22 protein-coding genes and 1 pseudogene are annotated in these 18,467 nt (G+C 69.9%); 10 read left to right on the top strand and 13 right to left on the bottom strand.

What is annotated here, in order from left to right:
- The first annotated feature begins 19 nt into the window (after positions 1-19).
- The 4 genes and pseudogenes from ATL45_RS08105 to ATL45_RS08090 all read left to right on the top strand — a co-directional run bounded on the left by ATL45_RS08105 (position 20) and on the right by ATL45_RS08090 (position 3,421).
- Positions 20-1,504 (top strand): ApeA N-terminal domain 1-containing protein, encoded by a 1,485-nt coding sequence (locus ATL45_RS08105; protein ID WP_093152934.1) that lies wholly within the window; start codon positions 20-22, stop codon positions 1,502-1,504.
- Between the two features lie 108 nt (positions 1,505-1,612).
- Positions 1,613-1,771: pseudogene (locus ATL45_RS08100) on the top strand (DUF933 domain-containing protein); the annotation flags it as partial.
- Positions 1,772-1,908: 137 nt separating this feature from the next.
- Entirely contained in the window at positions 1,909-2,724 is an 816-nt protein-coding gene (locus ATL45_RS08095; RefSeq protein ID WP_246025226.1) for a helix-turn-helix domain-containing protein, read from the top strand.
- A 79-nt stretch (positions 2,725-2,803) separates the two neighbouring features.
- A complete protein-coding gene (locus tag ATL45_RS08090; protein ID WP_093152937.1) occupies positions 2,804-3,421 on the top strand; it encodes a LysE family translocator in 618 nt (205 codons plus the stop codon).
- Positions 3,422-3,525: 104 nt separating this feature from the next.
- Here ATL45_RS08090 and ATL45_RS08085 read toward each other — a convergent pair whose 3' ends face one another.
- The gene (locus tag ATL45_RS08085; protein ID WP_093152939.1) at positions 3,526-4,086 is read right to left on the bottom strand and encodes a helix-turn-helix domain-containing protein; all 561 of its coding nucleotides are present in this window, start codon (positions 4,084-4,086) and stop codon (positions 3,526-3,528) included.
- Positions 4,087-4,141: 55 nt separating this feature from the next.
- Entirely contained in the window at positions 4,142-4,912 is a 771-nt protein-coding gene (locus ATL45_RS08080; protein WP_093152942.1) for an SDR family NAD(P)-dependent oxidoreductase, read from the bottom strand.
- A 260-nt stretch (positions 4,913-5,172) separates the two neighbouring features.
- Between ATL45_RS08080 and ATL45_RS08075 the strand changes: the two genes are divergently transcribed.
- Positions 5,173-5,925, top strand: coding sequence for a hypothetical protein (locus tag ATL45_RS08075; RefSeq protein WP_143121641.1), 753 nt, complete (start codon positions 5,173-5,175; stop codon positions 5,923-5,925).
- Between the two features lie 208 nt (positions 5,926-6,133).
- Here ATL45_RS08075 and ATL45_RS39300 read toward each other — a convergent pair whose 3' ends face one another.
- Entirely contained in the window at positions 6,134-6,340 is a 207-nt protein-coding gene (locus ATL45_RS39300) for a hypothetical protein (RefSeq protein WP_211841192.1), read from the bottom strand.
- Between ATL45_RS39300 and ATL45_RS08065 the strand changes: the two genes are divergently transcribed.
- Positions 6,333-6,518 carry a hypothetical protein gene (locus tag ATL45_RS08065; RefSeq protein WP_093152947.1) on the top strand — a complete coding sequence of 62 codons (186 nt, stop codon included), beginning with the start codon at positions 6,333-6,335 and terminating at the stop codon, positions 6,516-6,518. The two genes, ATL45_RS39300 and ATL45_RS08065, sit on opposite strands and share 8 nt — an antisense overlap.
- Positions 6,519-6,532: 14 nt before the next feature.
- On the opposite strand, the gene ATL45_RS08060 is transcribed toward ATL45_RS08065, so the two are convergent.
- From ATL45_RS08060 to ATL45_RS08050, 3 genes are all read right to left on the bottom strand, one after another.
- The gene (locus ATL45_RS08060; RefSeq protein ID WP_093152949.1) at positions 6,533-7,099 is read right to left on the bottom strand and encodes a DUF4291 domain-containing protein; all 567 of its coding nucleotides are present in this window, start codon (positions 7,097-7,099) and stop codon (positions 6,533-6,535) included.
- A gap of 97 nt (positions 7,100-7,196) precedes the next feature.
- Complete coding sequence (locus tag ATL45_RS08055; RefSeq protein WP_093152952.1) at positions 7,197-7,778, bottom strand: Uma2 family endonuclease; 582 nt, start codon at positions 7,776-7,778, stop codon at positions 7,197-7,199.
- Positions 7,779-7,821: 43 nt separating this feature from the next.
- Positions 7,822-8,172 (bottom strand): MerR family transcriptional regulator, encoded by a 351-nt coding sequence (locus ATL45_RS08050; protein ID WP_093152955.1) that lies wholly within the window; start codon positions 8,170-8,172, stop codon positions 7,822-7,824.
- A 59-nt stretch (positions 8,173-8,231) separates the two neighbouring features.
- Between ATL45_RS08050 and ATL45_RS08045 the strand changes: the two genes are divergently transcribed.
- Together ATL45_RS08045 and ATL45_RS08040 are read left to right on the top strand one after the other, a co-directional pair.
- Positions 8,232-9,407, top strand: a complete 1,176-nt coding sequence (locus ATL45_RS08045) for an MFS transporter (RefSeq protein ID WP_093152957.1) — start codon at positions 8,232-8,234, stop codon at positions 9,405-9,407.
- Entirely contained in the window at positions 9,391-10,134 is a 744-nt protein-coding gene (locus ATL45_RS08040) for an alpha/beta fold hydrolase (RefSeq protein ID WP_093152959.1), read from the top strand. The genes ATL45_RS08045 and ATL45_RS08040 overlap by 17 nt, the downstream gene beginning before the upstream one ends.
- A 43-nt stretch (positions 10,135-10,177) precedes the next feature.
- Here ATL45_RS08040 and ATL45_RS08035 read toward each other — a convergent pair whose 3' ends face one another.
- On the bottom strand, positions 10,178-10,507 hold the full coding sequence (locus ATL45_RS08035) for a winged helix-turn-helix transcriptional regulator (protein WP_093152962.1): 330 nt from the start codon (positions 10,505-10,507) through the stop codon (positions 10,178-10,180).
- A gap of 200 nt (positions 10,508-10,707) precedes the next feature.
- On the opposite strand from ATL45_RS08035, the gene ATL45_RS08030 reads away from it, so the two are divergent.
- Positions 10,708-11,589: an NAD(P)-dependent oxidoreductase gene (locus tag ATL45_RS08030; RefSeq protein WP_093152965.1), complete on the top strand. Its 882-nt coding sequence runs from the start codon at positions 10,708-10,710 to the stop codon at positions 11,587-11,589.
- A 46-nt stretch (positions 11,590-11,635) separates the two neighbouring features.
- The gene (locus ATL45_RS08025) at positions 11,636-12,595 is read left to right on the top strand and encodes an FAD-dependent oxidoreductase (protein ID WP_246025224.1); all 960 of its coding nucleotides are present in this window, start codon (positions 11,636-11,638) and stop codon (positions 12,593-12,595) included.
- A 42-nt stretch (positions 12,596-12,637) separates the two neighbouring features.
- Here ATL45_RS08025 and ATL45_RS08020 read toward each other — a convergent pair whose 3' ends face one another.
- From ATL45_RS08020 to ATL45_RS07995, 6 genes are all read right to left on the bottom strand, one after another.
- Positions 12,638-12,934, bottom strand: a complete 297-nt coding sequence (locus tag ATL45_RS08020) for a 4a-hydroxytetrahydrobiopterin dehydratase (protein ID WP_093152969.1) — start codon at positions 12,932-12,934, stop codon at positions 12,638-12,640.
- A 167-nt stretch (positions 12,935-13,101) separates the two neighbouring features.
- Positions 13,102-13,521 carry a GNAT family N-acetyltransferase gene (locus tag ATL45_RS08015; RefSeq protein ID WP_093152972.1) on the bottom strand — a complete coding sequence of 140 codons (420 nt, stop codon included), beginning with the start codon at positions 13,519-13,521 and terminating at the stop codon, positions 13,102-13,104.
- A 76-nt stretch (positions 13,522-13,597) separates the two neighbouring features.
- Complete coding sequence (locus ATL45_RS08010; RefSeq protein WP_093152973.1) at positions 13,598-14,698, bottom strand: serine hydrolase domain-containing protein; 1,101 nt, start codon at positions 14,696-14,698, stop codon at positions 13,598-13,600.
- On the bottom strand, positions 14,695-16,467 hold the full coding sequence (locus ATL45_RS08005) for an ABC transporter ATP-binding protein (RefSeq protein WP_093153467.1): 1,773 nt from the start codon (positions 16,465-16,467) through the stop codon (positions 14,695-14,697). The genes ATL45_RS08010 and ATL45_RS08005 overlap by 4 nt, the downstream gene beginning before the upstream one ends.
- A 139-nt stretch (positions 16,468-16,606) precedes the next feature.
- Entirely contained in the window at positions 16,607-17,509 is a 903-nt protein-coding gene (locus ATL45_RS08000) for an ABC transporter permease (protein WP_093152975.1), read from the bottom strand.
- Positions 17,506-18,459, bottom strand: a complete 954-nt coding sequence (locus ATL45_RS07995; protein ID WP_093152977.1) for an ABC transporter permease — start codon at positions 18,457-18,459, stop codon at positions 17,506-17,508. The genes ATL45_RS08000 and ATL45_RS07995 overlap by 4 nt, the downstream gene beginning before the upstream one ends.
- Positions 18,460-18,467: the final 8 nt, after the last annotated feature.

Here is an 18,467-nt window from a genome sequence, read left to right as displayed (position 1 = left end):
AGCTGCAGCGGGGAGAGCAGTGACCAACGATCCTCTGAACCTCGACGAGTCTGCCGAATGGTCTGGTCTCTGGTGGCTGCCAGGCGCCCCTGACGAGCAGGTCCCCGGTGTGCTCCGATACGAGCCGGAGGACGGCCTGGTTCTCTCGCTGATCGGAACGTTCGAGGATCGCATCCTCTCGAACCTCTCTCCGGGCATGACGGTGTTCCACGAGGGGAGCCGGACGTGGGATGTCATCCACGGTGCGGCCGAGCAGCGCGAGATCACCCTTCTTGGCTGCGTCCCGAACAGCAGCAAGCGGACCATCGGTGCGAGAGTGAAGAGCCCCGACAAGCAGATCGTGGTGGCGACGACCGCGATCATTGGCGCGCACGTCAGCGGTGAAGATGACGCGGCGTTCTCCGCGGCCGAGGTGTCGGTCGAGGATCTCGGGCTCTGGGCCGCGTCATCGGCTTTCGAGGGCTTCCTCGGGGCTTCCGACGGAAGGCCCGACGGAACCGGAAGCATCTCCGTGAAGCCGGTCGAGACGCAGTCGGTCGTGGTCGACGGGACCGAGTTCCGCCTGATGCACCGACACACGCTGCCGTTCTTCGATCAACGCAAGGGCGGGACCGTGGGGCGTATGCGCGACACGGCGTTCGTGCGAGCCGTCCCGGCGGACCCGTTCTCCGTGAGCGGGGCACGGGCAACGGCAAGGCTGGTGCAGGACTTGATTGCGCTCGCGACGCACCGTGCTGCTGGCGTGATCTGGCTCCGGTTGGAGGTGGCGGGGACCGGCCTTGTATCTCCGGGCGAGCGCCCTGCGCCGCCACGGCACGCTGATGTGCTCTGCTCGCCCTCTGCGCTCGGCAAGCACGATGGCAAGGCCGTTGACCACCACCGCGTCTTCTTTACCTGTGCATCGCTCCCGTTTAAAGAAGTCGTGCCGCGCTGGTGCGAGGCGCACGGTCGCCTGCAGGCGGCGACCAACATGATCCTGGGCCTCCGGTACGCGCCGGCTCGCTATGTCGAGAACAACCTCTTGACGGCTGTCGGCGCGGCCGAGGTGCTGCACCGCGGCCTTGGCATCGATGAGAAACCCTTCCCAGCGGACGAGTTCAAGGCGATGCGCGACGCGATGCTCGCGCAGGTACCGGAAGAGCACCGGGATAGGTTCAGGGGATCGATCCGCAACGATCCGACGCTCCGGGATCGGCTGTACGCCCTCGCCGCGCGAACTGACCGGGACGCGATCGCGCGGCTGATGCCGGACGTGGACAGATGGGCGAGGCGGACGACGCGGGCTCGCAACGACCTGGCGCACGAGGGCAGGACGCCGAACCACTCCGTCGATGAATTGATCGCCATCGTTGATGTGACGACGGCGGTCGTGATCCTCAATGTGCTGCACGAGCTCGGGCTCCCAGCAGAGCGGCAGCGCCAGATCGTGCAAGAGCACCCTCAGCTCCGTGCGACCGCCAGCACCGCGCGCAAATGGCTAGTCGCCCCGGGGGCCGACTCCTGAGAGGCCTTCCCTTCCGACTCGAAGGGGCGCGACGACTTGCGTCCGATACCGCTTAGGCCTCTGGGGACTTCAGGTAGTCACCCCTCCTGAATACCTGACGCTTCTTTCTTCGAGCGGGGCTTCATCAAGGCCGAGATCGTCTCCTTCGACGACCTGATCGCCGCGGGCTCGATGGCGGAGGCCAAGTCGGCGGGCAAGGTCCGCATGGAGGGCAAGGACTACGTGATGGCCGACGGAGACGTCGTCGAGTTCCGCTTCAACGTGTGACCTGCAGGTCGGGGCTGGGTTCCTCTGCTGCTTGCTCGTGATCAGGTGGCCGTTGCCAGCAGCTCTGGGACGGTCGAAGGCCCGAACACTTCAGCGGGGCGTGGGAAGGGCCCGGCCGTGCGTCCTAGGATCAGGCCGTGAGTGCGGTGACGGGGACCGGGATCCGGTCGCCGGAGTTCTGGCACGATCCGCGTTTCCCGCAGATCGAATCGAGGCGCTCCTGCAGGCAGAACTCCTGTTATCGGCCGCACACACATGATCGCTTCGCCGTCGGGTTGATCGACGAGGGGGCCAGCGAGTTCGTCGGGCGGTCCGCATCGCCGATGCGTCTCGAACCGCGCGACGTCATTCTCATCCCCGCCGGGCACGTCCACTCGTGCAACCCGGTCAGCGGCGACTGGGTGTACCAGATGATGCTCTTCGACCCGGAGTGGCTTCGCGTGCGCGCGTGGGCGCATGACGCGGCATTCGACGGGGCGATCCAAGTGCATCGCGACTCCGACGCGTACCGCCTCTTCGGCGCCGTGAACGCAGCGCTGTTCGAGGGGCCGCGGGATCTCGACAGGCTCGAACGGTCGCTTCGCCGTGCGTTCGCCGGGCTCGGAACCGCGAGCGTCCGACGCGAGGATCCTGTCGGCGCACCTGCACTCGCGGCCAGGCTCCGCCCGGTTCTCGACGTGCTCGCAGAGCGGCCGGAGGATCCGCGCCTCGATGATCTAGCGACCGACGTCGGTATGAGTCGATATCAGCTGATCCGCGCCGTCAAGCGCGCCACAGGTCTCACGCCGATCGCCTGGCGCAACAACGCGCGCGTCATGCGGGCGCGGGCGATGCTGCGAGGCGGCGAACCGATCGCCTCCGTCGCACACACCCTGGGGTTCGCGGACCAGAGCCACTTCCATCGCGTGTTCCGCGCCCACGTGGCGACGACGCCTGGCGCGTACATGCGCTGACGCAATTTCGTTCAATACGAGAGCGCCAGCCGGTCTCAGGATGGGGAGCGTCTTCGCCGCTCGTCCGAACGAAAGTGTGATGGATCAGTTTCTCGCCGTTGCCGTTGCCCATTTCCTCGCGCTGCTCATTCCTGGTGTCGACTTCTTCCTGATCGTCCGAACCGCCGCCGCCCACGGGTGGCGCAGCGCAAGCGGCGTCTGCGCGGGCGTCGCGTCGGCGAACGGGGTGTTCATCGTCGCCGCGTTCACCGGCCTCACCCTGGTGGGTGACGATCGGATCCTCGCGTGGATCGAGCTCGCCGGCGGTGCGTTCCTCATTTCCATGGGCCTCGCCTTCTGGCGTGCGCGGATCTCGCTCACCGTCGACGCGGAAGGTGTTGTGGGACGCGCAGCTTGGGCCAGGGGCTTCGGCCTCGGGCTCGCCTCCGGGCTGCTGAACCCGAAGAATCTCCTGTTCTACGTCAGCCTCGCCGCCACGCTGTCGTCGGCGACGACCGGGCAGCTCACGTTGTACGGAGCGTGGATGTTCTCCATCGTGCTGGCGTGGGACCTGTTCGTCGCCGCAGTGATGGGGGCCAAGCGAAGCCGCGCGATTCTCGCGCGGGCGCTCCCGTGGATCACCAAGGCCGCGGCGATCGTCGTGACGCTGTTCGGGATCGGAGCGGTGCTCGCCGCGGTGCGGACGCTTGTGGGGTGAGCGCCGCAGGCACCGGCGTTGTGAGGTCGCTCCGTGACGAAACGTGGTGGAGTTCCGCTCCAACGTGCAAGCCACCTGGACGCGGGAAGCTGGTCGGAGTTCGTTCACCTCGACGAGTGGCGCTCGATCGCTTCGCTCCTTCCCGTCGCGGTCCCGGGTGCTTCGTCCTCGCTGTGCGGCGGGGCTGCCCAGCTGGCGAGCAGCTGCATCGCCTCGGCGGTGCGGGAGCCCGGCTCGACGGTGAAGACGAGAATGACCAGTCCTGGATCCGTGGAGAGCTCGAAGGACTCGTAGCCGAACTCGAGGTCGCCCACGTCGGGATGGGTCAGCAGCTTCGTCCCGGAGCGGTGGCGCAGCACGTCGTGGGAGGCCCACAGCTCGCTGAACTCCTCGCTCCGGGTCGTGAGGGTGCCCACGATCTCGATCAGCTCCCGTTGCAGGGCGCGCGCGACGGCTTCGAGGACCTCACGGGACGCACCGGAGATCCTGCCGCGTTCGAGGCGTGCGTAGTGGTCGGCGCTGACCCCGGCGAGGTGCGCGACCTCTTCGCGGCGCAGACCCGGGACCCGGCGCGCCCCTCCGAAGCGGGGCACGCCGGCCTCCTCCGGGGAGAGCCTGGCTCGCCGGGAGGTGAGGAAGCTGCTGATCTCGGACCGGGAATCCATGTGCTCCTCGCTTGGCAGTCCCGATGGCGTCCGGCAGGCCTGACGCGACCGGGTCTCAGTGGGTGGTGTAGCCGCCGTCGACGGGCAGCGCGGTACCGAGGACGAAGCTGGCGGCCGGGCTGCACAGCCACAGGACCGCAGCCGTTACCTCGTCGGCGCGGCCGAGGCGGCCGATCGGCTGCTGCTTGATGATCTCGGCCATCGCCTCGGCCTGCCCCTCGAGCATGCCGGCGACCATGGGTGTCTCGACGACGCCGGGGCACACGGCGTTGATGCGGATGCCTCGGGCCGCGTACTCGACCGCGGCGCTCTTGGTGAGGCCGATGACTCCGTGCTTGGAGGCGTGGTAGGCGGCGCGCTCGGGCAGACCGACGAGACCGCCGAGGGAGGAGCAGTTCACGATCGCCCCCGAGCCCTGGGTGCGCATGTGCCGCAGCTCGTGCTTCTGCGCCGCCCATACGCCGCGCAGATTGACCGCGTTGACCTGGTCGAAGTCCGAGGCCGTCTCGTCGGCGGCGTCCGAGGGCGGGGCCTGGACGTCGGCGCAGTTGAAGGCCATGTCGAGTCGGCCGAGGGTCTCCACGGCCCGGTCGACCGCGGCTGCGACTTGCGCCTCGTCGGTGACGTCGCAGGCGATGCCGATCGCCCGGTGCCCGGCGTCCACGAGCGACTGCGCGGCCTGCTCGACGGCGTCGGCGTTGCGGTCGAGGAGCGCGACAGCGGCTCCGTTCTCGGCGAAGCCGCGGGCTGCGGCCAGTCCCATGCCGGAGGCTGCCCCGGTCACGAGGGCGACCTGGCCGTGGAAGTCGTACGTCGGGTCCGTCATGAGTGGAATTCCAATCCCGGTCTCGTTCTCCGCGTCTTGTGGAGCCCGTTCTGATTCAGCCGGACCCTGCGCTTTGACGCTATGCAGGACGCTCGGGCCCGAACCAGGACCTGTTGGACCACGGTTCGCCCGGCCACGCCTGAACGAGGTTGAGTCCCCGGTGACGACTTTCAGAGACCCGGGACGTCGCGGAGTTCCGCTTCAACCGATCGTGCTCGTGCGATGCTGACCCGACCGCAGGTGCTTGATCGGGGAGCGACATGGCAGCGCAGCGACCGGGAGCCCACTCGTGGGCGTCTCAGGTGTCGGACGAGGAGTTCCGGCTCTCGGAGCTCGACCTCCACGTGCTCGGTTCCCATCCGGAGATCCTGGCGGTCCTGGGACGCCGATGGCGCACCGGGCCATCGGCCGACACGATGGCGATGGCGGCGGCCCTGCCTGCGGGCCTCGGCGCGCTGGTGCTCGCGCCTGGCTGGTTCCGCCAGGCCCAGGGCGAGCCGTGGCTGGAGCCGGTCGACCTCGGCGACGGCTCGGCCTCGTCGTTCTTCTTCCTGGGCGCCCTGGTCGCATTGGCGGTCCTGGCGGCGCTGTGGCTCCGGCGTGGTCGGCTCCGCGCCGGGTCCGAGGTGTTCGCGGTCGTGTTCACGCTGGTTGCCGGGCTCATCGCGCTGCCGCTCATGGCGTCCGTCGACGTCGATGTGCTCGGGTTCGCCCCGGTCGCCCTCCCGGTCTGGGGTGCGACCGCAGCCGCGGTCGTCGTGCTCGGAGCGTTCACCCTGGCCTCGGCGGGGCGACGCGCCGGGGATGCCCGGGACTTCCGGATCACGGGCCCAGCAGACCTCGCTCGCGCGGATGCCCTGATCGCCGCGCTGCCGCCGCGCAAGGCCAAGGGCCTTGCTTCCGAGCGCACGCGGGCGGTGGGGCGGCTGCGGGAACGCGGCATGATCACCGCCGACGAGGCGGCAGCGGTCGAGGCCCTCCCGATCGGGTCCTCGGTCATGCTCGACGCCTGACGCTCCGCGATCGTCTACGACAGGTCTCGGAGATACGCCCGGTAGGTGGGCGTCCCACCGCCCCCGGCTCATGGCTTCGGGGTCCGTCCGTGCGGGCGAAGCAGGTGTCGTAGTCCGCATTCGACCGGAGGAGGCCAGGGGCCGGTCGCTGAGGTCGATCGCGACCGCGGTCGATTCGGGCGTGGAAACCTTTGCGGTGCTCGGCTGTTCAACCGGCGCGGTCCTGGCGCAGCCAGTTGATCGCGGGGCTGACGGCCACGACCGCGTCGATGTCGACACGCGACGACGCCACTTTCGGAAGCACCCACCCCGCCTGGCTCGCGCCCCACAGCACGGTGAAACTGGTGGGCGGATCGATGTCGAGGTACGTCGGGTGTTGAGCCACGCGATTCGGAGAGGGACGGCGGATGCGCAAGGACGACAACGGTGACTTCGTCGTTTCTCCCGACGAGATGTTCATCCTCCGGCAGGGCCTCTTCATCACCAAGAACCACCTGGACCCCGCGTTCAGCCAGGACCTCCACACGCTGACCGGCGTGAACCGCGAGGAGTTCGTCGGCTTGATGAAGCAGATCGACGAGCTCAGGGCGTGACTCGCCGTTGCTGCTCAGCCGTCGATGTCCAGGCGTGTCGCGATCGGGGCGGGAACCGGGTAGACGCGTTCTGCGGGCAGGAGTCGTTGGGCCTTGGCCGACTGGCCGGACTGGGCCAGTTTCGCGATCTTCCTCGTCTGCGGCGTGAGGTCGGTCAGGTCGACGACCCATTCCTCGGCGAACTCGCTGATCAAACCGCGGCCGATGCCCACCTGGATGCTGTAGTGGTTGAGCGCGGCACCGCGCAGCGACCGCTCCGGATCCCACTGGACGTGGACCGCGGCCTCGGCAACAGCTCGCGGGGCGGAAGTGGTCAGAACCGCCTGGGAGAGCGCTTCTTCCCAACCTTCTCGGGTGATCCGCACGGCGAGGATGCGTTCCTGGCCGCGCTTCTGCGCCCAGTTGCTTCGGTGCATGAGCCACCGGAACGACGGCTTGATCCACGTCATCCGGTTGAACGAGAACGGTGCCACGAACCGGTTGGCGCGCAAGGCGGGCTCGGCGATGTCGGAGGAATAAGCCTGGTACACGACGATCGTCCGTCGATCGAACTGAGCCCGAATCTGACGCTGCGGCAACACCTTCCGAACCCTGCCAGCCGCCAACCCGCGAAATCCACTGGTTTCCGCGCCGTCACTGCGTTCGGCAGGTCGCCCGGAAGGCTCCGGACCTGAGCGGTCAGCGGTGCCGGTGGGGCGTTAGTTTGCGCAGGTCGAGGTCGAGTTCGTAGGGGACCGAGCGGCGCAGGGCGTCTCGGAAGATTCCGGCCGGGGCGTACACGCCCGTCGGCTCGTCGAGCTCGTACACGTGCACTGCCGCGGCCGGGTTCTCGTCCTCGACGCACCAGTAGTGGCGGATTCCGGCGTCGGCGTACTTGCGCAGTTTGACCGTGCGGTCTCGGTGCGCGGACTCCGGTGAGGCCACTTCGACGACCAGCAGCACGTCCTCCGGCTCGTACCAGGTCCGGTCCGGGTCGAAGGGGACGGTGGTGACGAGCAGGTCCGGCTCCGGGCGGTTGCGGGCGTCGAGCCGGATCGTCATCTCCCGTTCGACCTCGATGCCGTTCGGGGCCTGGCGGGCGAGCTCGACGGTGAGGCCGGTGACGAGGCGGCCGTGCCAGGACCGCTGCGGGGTCGTCGTGAAGACGAGTGCTCCGTCGATCAGCTCGGTGTGCCGGGGTGCCTGGTGAAGGCGGTCCAGATCCTCTGCGAACCAGCCTTCAGCGCGGGGCGGGCGCATCCAGTCGGGCAGCGTGGACATGGGCCAACGGTAGCGAGCTGACGAGGACGAGGCCACGCGTCGGTCAGGCTTCGGTGGCTGCGAGGTAGGTGGCGAGGGCTTTTCGGGTTTGCTGGAGGCAGGTCAGGCGGTCGTCGATCGCCGTCAGCTCGGTGCGGAGGGTGGCCAGGAGGTTCGGGCACGGTTCGAGGACCGGGAGCTCACCGCGGGCGCAGGGCAGGACCGTGCGGATCGTTTCCGTGTTCAGGCCCGCCGCCAGCAGGTTGCGGATCTGGGCGACGACCGTGATCGCCTCCGCCGGGTAGTAGCGGTAGCCGCTCGGTGCTCGCTGCGAGGCGAGCAGGCCCTGCTGCTCGTAGTAGCGCAGGAGGCGTTGGCTGACCCCGGTCCGGCGGGACAGCTCGCCGATCTTCATGAGATCCGGCTCACGCGAAGTTGACTCTGCCATCGGTGTCAGACTTTAGCGTCAGCCGCATGAGAAGCAGTGGTGGGACCCTGGCGGCGCTGCTGGCCTGCGTGTTCGCCATCGGGTCCGCGGAGTACGCGGTGCTCGGGGTGCTGCCCGACATCGCGGGTGATCTCCGCGTTTCGGTCGGGACGACCGGCCTGCTCGTCACCGGCTACGCGCTCACGGTCGCCTTCGCCGGGCCGGTGTTCACCGCGCTGACCACGCGAGTTCCGAGGAAAGCGCTGCTGATCGGCATGATCGCGCTCTTCGCCGCGGGCAACGTGCTGGCCGCGCTCGCGGGTTCTTTCGGGCTGGTGCTGATCGCTCGCGTCGTCGCGGCGTTGGTGCACTCGACCTTCTTCGCGGTCGGCCTGGTGCAGGCCGTGTCGGTCGTCGGAGCGGAGCGCCGCGGCTGGGCGATCGCGGTGGTCAGCGCCGGGCTGAACCTGGCGACCGTGCTCGGCGCGCCGCTGGGCACCTTCATCGGCCACGAGCTGGGATGGCGGGCCACGTTCTGGGCGGTTGCGGGGGCGAGCGCGGTCGCCGCCGGGCTCATCGTCGTCGCGGTTCCGCGGTCGAGCGCGGTGGGCCCGCAGTCGGTGCGCGCGGAGATCGGGGCACTGGCCGACCGCGAGGTGCTCGTGGTCGTCGCGGTCACCGTGCTCGCGCAGATCGCGCTGTTCACGCCCTACACCTACATCGCCACCATCCTCACCGAGGTGTCCGGGTTCGCCACCGGGGCCGTGGCGTGGTTGCTGATGGCGTTCGGGGCCGGTGGCCTGGTCGGCAATGTGATCGGTGGTCGGTTGGCCGATCGGTGGCCGTGGGGTTCGGTCCGCGGGCTGCTCGCCGGAATGGTCTTCGTGCTCGGGGTTTTCGCCTTGGTCGTGCAGTACGCCGGTGCGGCGGCGGTGGGCGTCCTCGTGCTCGGCGTTGTGAGCTGCGCGCTCATTCCCGCGCTGCAGAGCCGGGCTTTCGCTGCCGCTGCCGCAGCGCCGACCTTGACGGTCGCGGTGAACACCTCGGCGTTCAACCTCGGCAACGCCGGAGGCGCGTGGATCGGTGGCCGGGTGCTCGACGGCGGGGCGGCACCGCACTGGTTGATCGGAATCGGGATCTTCGCCGCGGTCGCGGCTTGGGTGGCGACCGCCGCCCGGAGAAGTGCTGGAGTGGAAGGAAGAACTGATGTCGCTGTCGTTTGAGGTGCACGGGTCCGGGCCGGGGTTGTTGCTGGCGCACGGTGCGGGCGGGTCGGTTGCGGCCAACTTCCCGTTCATCGCCGAACTCGCGGAGAAGCGCACGGTGATCGCGCCGGACTACCCGGGATCGGGTGCGACGCCGAAGGCCGAGCAGCCGTTGGAGCTGGACCGGTTGGTCGACGACGTCGTCGCGACCGCGGTCGATTCGGGTGTGGAAACCTTTGCCGTGCTCGGCTATTCAACCGGCGCGGCGGTCGCGGTCCGCGCGGCGGCGCGGTATCCGGAGCGCGTCACCGCGCTGGTGCTCACGGCCGGGCTCGCCCACACCGACCAGCACCTCCATCTCAACCTCGACGTCTGGCAGCACCTCCTCGACACTCCGGAGGCGCTCGCGCCGTTCCTGGTGCTGAACTGCTTCGGGCCGGAGGCGCTGAACTCGATCGATGACCTGGACGGGGTGCTGCGCGGGGCGGCGGACGGGGTGCCGGTCGGAACCCGCGACCACATCGATCTGCTGCGCACCGTCGACGTCCGCGCCGATCTGCCCGGGGTCACCGTGCCGACGCTGGTCGTCGCGACCACTCAGGACACGCTGGTGCCGCCGCACCACTCGCGCGGACTGGCGAGCGCGATCCCCGGCGCGAAGCTCGTCGAGGTCGAGTCCGGGCACCTCATCGGTGTGCAGAACCCCGATGACTGGCTGGCGGCGATCCAGGAGTTCCTGGGGTGAGGTGGTCGTGAGTGCTTTGGGGCGTCATGGCGTCCCAAAGCACTCACGGCAGGTTTTCCAGCCTCTCGATGTGCTCCTCGCCCCATTCGCCGAGCGGCATCAGGGCGGTGCGCAGGGAATGGCCGAACTCGGTCAGCGAGTACTCCACCTTCAGCGGGACCTGGTGGTGGACCTCGCGGTGGACGAGGCCGCTGGCCTCCAGCTCGCGCAGCTGCAGGATCAGCATCCGCTCGCTGATGCCCGCCACCGCCCGGCGCAGCTCGCCGAAGCGCAGCGGCCCATCACCGAGGAAGAAGAGGATCAGACCTCGCCACTTCCCGCCCATCACGGCGATCGCCGCATCGAACCCGCAGGTGTACTTGCGCTTCGTCAACAGTGCTCCCAGACCGCCGGTGCCCTCCTGAATCCCATGCTAGGCGTCCCCACCGGCACGGACAGAAATGTCGGTACCGAACAAAAATGTCGGTACTTGTGTGGAATTTCGTTCCTGCGCAGGATTGGTGCAGGCGCCGCGCCGAAGTCGCGAACCGGCTGCGAAAGCCCATTCCATTCTTGATTCAGGAGCAGAAGCGCATGGTTGAGCAATCCCGCACGCCCGTGACCGTCCTCGGCCTCGGTTCGATGGGCAGTGCGCTGGCCGGAGCGTTCCTCGACGCCGGCCATCCGACGACCGTCTGGAACCGGACGGCGTCGAAGGCCGAGCCGCTGGTGGCCAAGGGCGCCGTGCACGCGGCTTCGGTCGAGGAGGCGGTTGCCGCGAGTCCGCTGGTGATCGCCTGCCTGACCACGTACGAGAACACCGTCGAAGCACTGGAGCCCGCCGCTGCTGCGCTGGCCGGACGTGCCCTGGTCCCGCTGAACAGCGGGTCGCCGTCGGGTGCGCGCCGGATGGCGGAGTGGGCGACCGGGCACGGAGCCCGCTACCTGGACGGGGCGATCAAGAACGTGCCGTCCGCCGTGGGCGCGGCCGACACCCTGCTCTACTACGGCGGTGACCGGAGCGTCTTCGACGAGTACGAGGCGGTGCTGCGGGTCATGGGCGGTGACACCGTCCACCTCGGTGCCGACGCGGACCTCGCCGCTTTGTACGAGATGGCGGTGGGCGGCACCCTGCTCCCCGCGCTGGTCGGGTTCTTCCAGGGTGCGGCGGCGTTGCAGGCGCGCGGGCTCGAGGTCGCGTCGATGGTGCGGTTCAGCGTCAAGTGGTTCGAGATGATCAACTCCGTGCTGCCCGTGTTCGCCGCCGAGATCGACAGCGGCCGGTACGACGACGCGGCGTCGTCGGTGAACCTGTTCCTGGCCGGAGCGGCCCACGACGAGGAGCTGGGCCGGGAGGCGAACATCGACGTGGCCTGGCACGAGCCGTTCCGCGAACTGCTGGAACGGGCCGTCGCGGCGGGCCACGGCGAGCACAGCATCTCCGCGCTGACGGAGGTGCTGAAGAAGCCCGCGTGAGGTTCGCGGCCGTCGGATTCGGGTCATCGCTGATAGCGTTCCGAGGATGACTGCTGCCACCGAGCCAGTGCTGGTGATTGGTGCGGGTGTGCAGGGGCTGACCTGCGGCGTCGTGCTCGCCGAGGCGGGTCGGGCCGTGCGGATCCGGACCGCGGACCGCCCGCGCGAGACCACCTCGGCCGCGGCGGGCGCGATGTGGGGACCGGCGCAGCTCCGGCCCGCCGAACGGGTGCTGTACTGGGTGACCCGCTCGCACGCCGAGTTCACCGCGCTCGCCCGCGAGCCGGGCTCCGGGGTGCACCTGGCCGGCGGGCGGATGGCCGCCCGCTTCGACCTCGGCGATGCGGTCCCGACCGAAGCCAGGCTGATCCCCGACCTGCGGCGATGCTCCCCGGAGGAGCTTCCGGAGGGCTTCGTCAGCGGCTACTGGGGAACCGTGCCGCTGATCGACATGCCGCGCTACCTCGACCACCTGGTCGCCCGGTTCCAGGACGCCGGGGGAGACCTGCAGATCAGCCCGGTCGCATCGCTGGCCGACGCGGTCGCCGAGTCCGGCACGGTGGTCAACTGCACGGGGTTGGGTGCGCGCGAACTCGTCGGCGATCCCGGCGTCCACCCGGTGCGCGGGCAGGGCGTCGTGGTGCGCAACCCCGGCATCGACGAGTACTTCATCGAGCTGACCGACTCGGGCGAGTTCGCCGCGTGCATGCCGCACGGCGACCACGTGGTGCTCGGCGGCGTGGCCGAATCCCAGGAGTGGCACCTCGGGGCCCGGCCGGAGGTGACCGAGGGCATCCGGCGGCGGTGTGCGGCGATCGAGCCGCGGCTGGCCGACGCCGAGGTGCTCGGCGAGCCGGTCGGGCTGCGGCCCGGTCGCGAGACGGTGCGGGTGGAGGTCGAGCACTACCGGGGCGGCCGGATCATCCACAACTACGGGCACGGCGGTTGCGGGGTGGCCCTGTCCTGGGGGTGTGCCTTCGAGGTCGCCGACCTCGTGGAGGGCTGACCGGGAAGGCGCCGGTGACGTTTCCCGGGCAGCGGTGCGGCATCAGGCCTTGAGCGCCTCGACCACGTTGTCGATCTCCTGCGCCAGCGAGGTGTCGTTGGCGGTGATCCCGCCCTTGGAGTGCGTGCTGCAGTGGAACACCACGGTGCGCCAGCGGATGTCCATGTCCGGGTGGTGGTTCTCGCTCTCCGCGATCTCGGCGATCCGGGTGACCGCCTGGATGGCCTGCGGGAAGCTGGCGAACTCCACGGTGCGGGACAGCTGAGCCCCGTCCTGCCGCCATTCCGGGAGGTGCTGGAGCGCGTCGGTGACCTGGGTGTCGGTGAGTAGTTCGGTCATGTGGACATGGTGGCGGCTCCGCACCCCGAACTCCACCGGGACGGGCGCCCACCACCCCGGCCCCGCTGTCGTCACCCGGGCGGTGGTCGGTTTCGTACGGAGTTGACGTTCACCCGGGTGAGCGGAGATCGACCGGCGCCGCGCGGGGCGTGGTGGCTCCTTGCTGGTCAGGCGGGGTTCTCCGGGCGTGGGCGTTCCATGTAGGTGGTGTCGGGCTCGGCGAAGCCGAAGGAGCGGTAGAGGCCGTGGGCGTCGTCGGTGTGCAGCATCCAGCGGAAGTCGCGGCCCGGGCCCTCCTCGACCATGACGCGCACGAGGGCCTTGCCGACCCCGTGGCCGCGGCCTTCCGGGAGGACGAACACGTCGGCCAGGTAGGCGCTGCCCACTCCGTCGGAGAACGCCCGGGCGAAACCGAGCTGCCCGCCGTCGGACTTCCGGTAGGCGCCGACCACCCGCCAGGCCTGGTCGACCTGCCGTTCGAACTGCTCGCGGGTGCGCCACTTGCCCCAGTACGCCTGCGTGGTCAGGAAATCCCACACCGCGTCGCGATCCACCCGGTCGCGAGAATCGTCCACCTCGAACTCCATGGGCGCCAGGCTACTGCGCGGGCGACCTCCGAGGACACGGGATTTCGGCGCGGCTTCCCGGGACCGGGTGGCGTTCTCAGAGTTCGGCGTGGAGGGCGGTCAGCAGCCGGTGGGCCCGGTCGTCGAAGCCCTCCGTGCGCATCAGGCAGGGGCTGAAGGCGAAGGACACGCCCGCGCTCGGCCAGCAGCCGAACAGCGAACCGCCGGCGCCGCTGTGCCCGAAGCCCTCGGCCACCGGCCCGTAGGTCCCGAGCGCGTCCTGGAGCTCGTAGCTGAGGCCGAAGACCAGCGGGCGGCCGGTTCCCGGATCGGTGCCGCGGCTCTCCTCGCGGCTGACCCGCTCCACTGTGGACCTGCTGACCAGCTCGCCGCTCACCAGCGCCGAGTAGATCGCGGCCATGCCCCGGGCCGAGGCCATCGCGCCACCGCCGGGCATGCCGGTGGCCCACCAGGCCGGGGTGTTCCACGGTGCGTCCTCGCCCAGCAGCGACGGCGGATTCCCGTACACCTTGTCGCGGTAGGCCAGCGCCTCCGGGGTGTTCAGCCGGTTGGCCACCCGGTAGTCGGATGCGCGCCAGCGCCTGCCGGTGCGCGGCCACTCCGGCTCCGGCAGGCCGAGCCAGAAGTCCGCGCCGAGCGGCTCGGCGATCTCGGCGCGCAGGAACTCGCCGACCTCCCGGCCGTCGGCCCGGCGGATCAGCTCGCCGGCCAGCCAGCCGAAGGTCAGCGCGTGGTAGGCGGTCGTCGAACCGACCGGCCACAGCGGGGCCTGCGCGGCCAGCAGCGCGGCCATCGCCCGGTGGTCCGCGGCGTCCTCGCGGGACACCGGGCGCTCCGGGTAGGGCAGGCCCGCCGAGTGCGAGAGCAGTTGGCGCACCGCGACGTCCTGCTTGCCCGCCGCGCCGAACTCCGGCCAGTAGCGGACCACCGGCGCGTCCGGATCGATCGCGCCGCGATCGATCAGCAGCGCCACACCGGTGGCCACGATGCCCTTGGTGCCGGAGAAGATCGGCATCAGGGTGTCCGTCGTCATCGGCTCGGCGCCGTCGGGATCGCGGTGCCCGGATTGCAGGTCGAGGACCTGCTCGCCGTCGCGGAACACCGCGAAGGCCGCTCCGGCGGCATCGGCCGCGACCACTGCCTCGAACTCCTCGGCGACCCGGTCGAAACCGCTCATCGGTCGCTCGCCTCCAGCTGGAAGTTCGGCGCGTCGGTCAGCAGCGACCGGGTGTACTCGTGCTGCGGCGCGGCGAACAGCTCGTCGGCCGCGGCCTGCTCCACGATCCGCCCGCCCTGCAGCACCGCCACCTGCTGCGCGATGTTGCGCACCAGCGCGATGTTGTGCGTGACGAACACCAGCGCCAGCCCCATCTTCTCGCGCAGGTCCCGCAGCAGGTCGACGATCGCCGACTGCACCGACACGTCCAGCGCGGAGGTGATCTCGTCGCAGATCAGCACCTCCGGCCGGGTGACAAGCGCGCGGGCGATCGCCACCCGTTGCCGCTCACCACCGCTGAGCTGGTCCGGGTAGCGCTCGGCGATGTCCGGCCGCAGCGCGGCCAGCTCCAGCGCCTCGATGACCCGCTCCTCGGTGCTCTTGCCGCCGTGATCACCGCCGAGCACCGAGATCGGCTGGGCGATCAGATCGCGCACGCGGCGGCGCGGGTTCAGCGACTCGTACGGGTTCTGGAACACGTACTGCACCTGGCGGCGCTGGTCCCGCGTTCGCTTCGCGCTGCTGGGCGCGAGCTCGCTGCCGCGCAGCAGCACCGAGCCCTCGTGCTTGGGGTGCAGTCCTGCCAGGCAGCGCGACAACGTGGTCTTGCCGCTACCCGACTCGCCCAGCAGCGCCAGGCAGGTACCGGGCGAGACGGCCAGCGAGACGTCCTGCAGCACCGGCGAATCGGTGTACCAGGCGCGGATGTTGCGCACTTCGAGCACCGGTTCCGCCGGCTCGGGCGCGGCGTCCGCGGGCCGCGGCTCGGCCACCAGCCGACCGGAACGCGGGTTCAGGCAACGGATCTCGTGCCCCGCGGCGACTTCCTCGAGGGCTGGGACCTCGCTGCGGCACTCGTCGGTCGCCGCGGCGCAGCGCGGTGCGAACGCGCAGCCGCCCGGCCGGTTCAGCGGGGACGGGGCCTGGCCGTCGATGGCCTGCATCGCCCGCTTGCCGTCGAGATCCGGCACCGCGAGCACCAGGCCTGCGGTGTAGTGGTGGTGCGGCTCGTTCAGCACCTCGTCGGTCGGGCCGGTCTCCACGATGCGCCCGGAGTACATCACCGCGATGCGGTCGGCCAGCTCGGCGACCACCGCCATGTCGTGCGAGATGTAGACGCCTGCCGTGCCGTGCCGCTCGCACATCTCGCGGATCGTGGCCAGCACCTTCTTCTGCGTGGTGACGTCCAGACCGGTGGTGGGCTCGTCCAGCACCACCACCTCGGGACGGCCCACGAACGCCATCGCGATCGCGATCCGCTGCTGCTGACCGCCCGAGAGCTGGTGCGGGTAGCGGCGCAGGAAATCGTCGTCGTCGGGCAGCGCGACCTCGGCGAGCACCTGCTTGATGCGCTCCCGCGCGGCGGCGCCCGAGACGTCGTGCACGGCTTCGGCGAGCTGGGTGCTCAGCCGCAGCGCCGGGTTCAGCGCCGAGGCGGGGGACTGCGGGATGTAGGCCACGCGGCGGCCGCGCAGCGCTGCGGCCTGCTTGGCGGGCAGGCCCGTGAGATCGGTGTCCCCGATGTGGATGCGGCCGTCGGCGATGCGGGTGCCGCGCTTGCAGTAGCGCAGCATCGCCAGGCCCAGCGTGGTCTTGCCGGAACCGGATTCGCCGATCAGGCCCAGGATCTCGCCCGGTGCCAGGGTGAGCGAGATGTCGGCGACGATGGCGGCTTCCGAGGGAACGCCCCGGATCTCCAGACCGACGGCGTCCAAGGCGAAGGCAGTCATCGACACCCCCTGAAGTAGCAGGAAAACAAGGCTGAGCTGGCTCGGTGCGCGGCGATCCCGCGCAACTTCAATTGAAATCGGACCTCTGATTTCAATTGAAATTGCGGATCGATCGGCGCGGGAGGGCTTTCGGCGGGCATCAGCGGGCCTTCTCGATGCCCCGGTCCACACCGGCCACCGAGCGGGCCAGGCCGTCGGCGACCAGGTTCGTGCCGATGGTCAGCACCGCGATCGCCAGCACCGGCAGCGCCACCGCCCACGGCTGGACGGTGAGGGCGATCCGGTTCTCGTTGATCATCAGGCCCCAGTCCGCCGTCGGCGGCTGCAGGCCGAGCCCGAGGAAGCTCAGGCCCGCGACCAGGCCGATCGAGTAGTTCAGCCGCAGGCCGAGCTCGACCAGCACGGTGCCGGTGACGTTCGGCAGGATCTCGCCGAGCAGGATCCGCACCTTGGACAGGCCGATCGCCTCGGCGGACTTGACGAAGTCGCGCTCGGCCACCGACAGCGTCGCCGCCCGCACCACGCGCATCACCCGCGGCAGGTGGCTGCCGCCGACCACCAGCACCAGCAGCCACAGCTCCGGGCCGACCACGCTCACGAACAGCAGAGCCAGCACGACCTGCGGGAACGCCAGCGCGATGTCGCCGAAGCGCATCAGCAGCTCGTCCAGCCAGCCGCGCCGGTAACCGGCGTACATGCCCAGCAGCGAGCCGAGCCCGACGCCCAGCAGCGTGGCCAGCACCGCCAGCACCAGCAGCGTCTGCCCGCCGTGCAGGAACCGGGTCAGCACGTCGCGGCCCAGGTTGTCGGTGCCGAACCAGGAGCTCCCGGTCGGATTGGAGAACGGCGTGTCGACGAACTCGGTGGCCGCGTGCGGCGCCAGCAGCGGGCCGACGATCGCGATCAGCACGACCAGCGCCGACAGGCCCAGCCCGATCTTCGTGTGCGGCAGCCGCATCGCGGCCCGCCAGACCCCGACCGCGCGCGGCGCAGCAGGGGCGGGAGTCGGCGCGGTGTTGGTTTTCTGCGCAGTCGTGGTCATCGCGCGGCAGACCTCACCTTCGGGTTGGCGGCCAGACTCACCACGTCGGCCAGCAGGTTCACGACGATGTAGACGGCCGCGATGGCCAGCGTCAGCGTCTGCACCACCGGCAGGTCGCGGTTGTTCACCGCGTCCACCAGCGCGAACCCGATGCCGGGGAAGCGGAACAGGAACTCGACGATGACCACGCCGCCGGCCAGCCAGGCCAGTTGCAGCGCGATCACCTGCGCCACCGGGCCGATCGCGTTGGGCAGCGCGTGCCGCAGGATCACCGTCCGCTCCGGCATGCCCTTCAACCGGGCCTGCTGCACGTACTCGCTCTCCAGCACCTCGATCATCGTGGCGCGCATGATCCGGATGATGTAGGGCGATACCGCGAGCACCATCGTCAGCGTCGGCAGGATCAGCTGGACCGGATCGCTCCACGCGGAGCCCGAACCGGTCATCACGTACACCGCTGGCAGCAGGTTCAGCACGCCGGTGGAGAACAGCAGCACCAGCAGGATGCCGACCACGAACTCCGGCAGCGAGGCCAGCACCAGGCTGATCACCGAGGTGGTGTGGTCGAAGGCCTTGTCGCGGCGCAGCGCGCTGTAGGTGCCGACCAGGATCGACAGCGGCACGCTGATCAGCGTCGCGCACAGCATCAGCGCCAGCGAGTTGGTCAGCCGCGAGCTCAGCAGCTCGGTCACCGGCATGCCGTTGGCGTAGGACTCGCCGAGGTCGAGCTGGAAGATGTTGCCCAGCCAGGAGAAGTACTGCAGCCACAGCGGCTCGTCGAGGTGCAGCTGCTCGCGCAGCGCGATCAGCCGCTCTGGGGTGGCCTCGCGGCCGAGGATGGCGCGCGCGGCGTCGCCCGGCAGCGCCTGGGTGGCCAGGAAGACCACCACGGACACCGCCCAGAGGATCACCAGGCCGAGCAGGATCCGCTTGACCAGCATTCGAGTCATCTGGTGCC

The sequence above is a fragment of the Saccharopolyspora antimicrobica genome, from assembly GCF_003635025.1.
In the GTDB taxonomy this organism is placed as follows: domain Bacteria; phylum Actinomycetota; class Actinomycetes; order Mycobacteriales; family Pseudonocardiaceae; genus Saccharopolyspora; species Saccharopolyspora antimicrobica.
The sequence above is the reverse complement of the archived record's forward strand: the minus strand, read 5'-3'. Positions and strand labels throughout refer to the sequence as shown.